General features: G+C 45.7%; 1 protein-coding gene. It reads left to right on the plus strand.

Features of this window, described 5'->3' with window-relative positions:
* On the plus strand, positions 1–3,015 hold a 3,015-nt coding region (locus NXR94_RS17060), incomplete at both ends, for a hypothetical protein (RefSeq protein WP_258105889.1).

A 3,015-nucleotide genomic window follows, 5' to 3' on the forward strand; every position in this document is an offset into this window, starting at 1 on the left:
TCTGGGCTACCGCCGCGGATCCTTCAACTCAAATTGATGACGATGCCGTACTTGATGATGATATTAATGGAAACACAGGAGTCGTGGATGATAGCTATGTGCTCATCATTACTAACCTGGTGACCGGTTGTACTTCTACAACCATCAATGTTACCATTGCTCCGGGACAACCTACCCTTGCGGCGGGTACTTCAGGACTCACCGGTAACTCGGTCTGTGATCCCGACCTGAATGACCCGTCTAACCCTGATGCCAATGGTGCCATCACTTTTACCCCTACCGGAGGTACTACTTATGCCTTCGCACTTGAAACTTCAGGGGGTACGCCGATTGATGCCACAGGACTGACAGCTGGTTTTGAAGACGTCGCTTATGACATCGATGGGGTGACCACCACAACCGTTTCCGGTCTGCCGGTCGGTAACTTCATCATGACCATCACTGATGAGACTTCAGGTTGTTCGATCGACGAACCATTTACCATCGCGCCGGCGACTACCGATCCGGCTGCTTTGAGTGGGGATATTGCTACTGCTGATAATGTTTCCTGTATAGATGGGCAGTACACGGGTACCGCGACAGTAGAATTAGCCGATATCACTGATGGGGCTGTTTATGCTCTCACCGACTATAGCTTCTTCTGGGCTACGGCCGATGATCCCACCACATTGATTGACGATGATGAAGTGCTAGATGATGATATTAATGGAAACTCCGGTGTTGAAGATGGTAGTTACGTACTCGTTATCACCAATACAGTAACAGGTTGTACCTCCTCAACAATTAATGTAACAATCAACCCCGGATTGCCATCCATCACACCGACACCTGTTGTGATACAAGACAACTTTACTTGTGATGTTGATAATCCAATTGGAAGTGCAACTTTGACCATTGCTGAAGGACCTAACTCTGATTATACTTTTGCTTGGTATAAAGGAACATCTGCTGCTGGTACGGTAATTAGCACCAATGATTCCATTGCAGATAAAATTCATGGAACATATACGATACTAATTACAGACAACACTTCAGGCTGTACCAACACCGCACAGGTTGTTATCGAAGAGTTTGCTCCTACCATGAATGTAACGGTAAGTTCCGGAAATGATCAAACCGCGTGTTACCCATCAAATGGAATAGCTCAGGTAGATAATGTAACGTACACCTACTCTCCGGCCGGACCTCCTGATGGTGTTAACCCTGACCTCCAGTATACCTGGTACTACGGTTCGGCTGCTGTGGCTGGAAAAGAATTACAGGAAGGTGTAGATCCGGGCAACTTGTCCGATCCAACAAATGTGGATACTGATGTTGTTTCAGGCCTTTCAGCGGGCAATTATACTGTGGTCGTCACAGATAACCAGACCGGATGTGTGAGTGACATTAAAACAGTTACTGTTCCTGACGAGGTTTCACCTTACATCCCGGATATCACATTCACTCCAATTCAGCCAACAAGTTGTGTAACTGACAATGGATCTATCTATGCAGAAATCACCACTCTAAATACTGGTGGGGCCAATAATCAAGGTGAAGACTTCTCCTTTGAGTGGTATGAAGGTGCTCAGGATTATGCTACTTTACTTTTAACTGGTGCTGACGAGGTGTTATTAACCGGAGATGAACTTGCATCCAACCCTGGTGGCGCAACAGTCGCAGTAACTTCCAACCCTGGTGGACTGGGTGCAAATACGACCCTTTCAAACCTTGTAGCAGGCTTGTATACCTTGGTAATGATTGACAACAATACCAGTTGCCGATACTTCAAGTATTATGACCTGGGATACCTTGGTCAGCAGACCACCACCACCCTGACCACAGATCATGTGGATGCTTGTCCGGATAACGGATCTGCTACTGTTGGCCTATCTGATGATACTGCAAACCCTGGATTTATTGCAGGGGATGTCGATGATATTGCAGAATACATTATTTACTTATACGCTGGAGATGGAGTTCCAGCTGATAGACTGGTAGCTTATGATTATCAAGGACTATCATTCCCTTACACATATAACCCTAGCAACGGAGAAATTCGAGATGGTGACGGGACATTAATTACAACCAGTGCTATATTAACTGCTGGCGATGAGGCTGTCTTTAGTGAAATGCTTCCCGCAGGGCCATACATTGCTGTGGCTCGGGAAAATAGCCCTACCACCTTTGGTTCCAATGATAACTGCTGGACTGCAGCATCTCTGGATCAGGAAATCTTAGACTTGGCCTATGAACCCATCATACAGTCTAACTCTAAGACTGCTAATACTAATTGTGACGTTACGAATGGAAACGGGCAACTTTCAGTAACAATCATAGAAGATCCGGATGAAAACGTTAATGGTGGATTGGCACAGCCAAATGGTTATAGATTTACATGGATAAAAGATTCTGATTTGTCCACGGTGCTTACCGAAGACATACTAACAGAAACTGCAACGTCCACCACCCCGGCTACTTTGAGTCCGGGCTCATACACCGTAACCATTGGAAGATTAGGTGGTGCTGGTAATACTCCTAATGATTGTGAGGTTTCAACGACACTCATTGTAGGTAATAACCCAGAGCAACATGAAATCGCCGATGCAACCATCACGGATAATGAAGATTGTTCTCCATTAGATGGAGCAGTTTCTATATCGGATGCTCAGATCACCGATAATGTCGCTGACTATTTCTTTACCTGGTATACTACTTATATCGATGAAGGAAACCCTGGCAACGTGCTATTGGGTGATGCATTTGTCGACGGCGGAAATAATGGCGATCAGGGTGTAGGTAGCATTTCAGGCCTTACAACTGGAAATTACTATGTAGTTGCTGAGCATGCGACTAAAACATGTGTTACTCCGGTATTCCTTGCTGAAGTTGAAGACCTGATAGTAAACCCTACCTTCAATGTAGAAGCTACCGCTCAGGATGTCTCTTGTGATGATGTGGCCCCTACTGGTGAGGCTACCGTAACCATCACCAACGGATCTATGGTCGCTACCGATTATACCATCGACTGGTTCG

It is taken from the genome of Marinoscillum sp. MHG1-6, from assembly GCF_024714475.1.
Classification (GTDB): Bacteria; Bacteroidota; Bacteroidia; order Cytophagales; family Cyclobacteriaceae; genus JAMZMI01.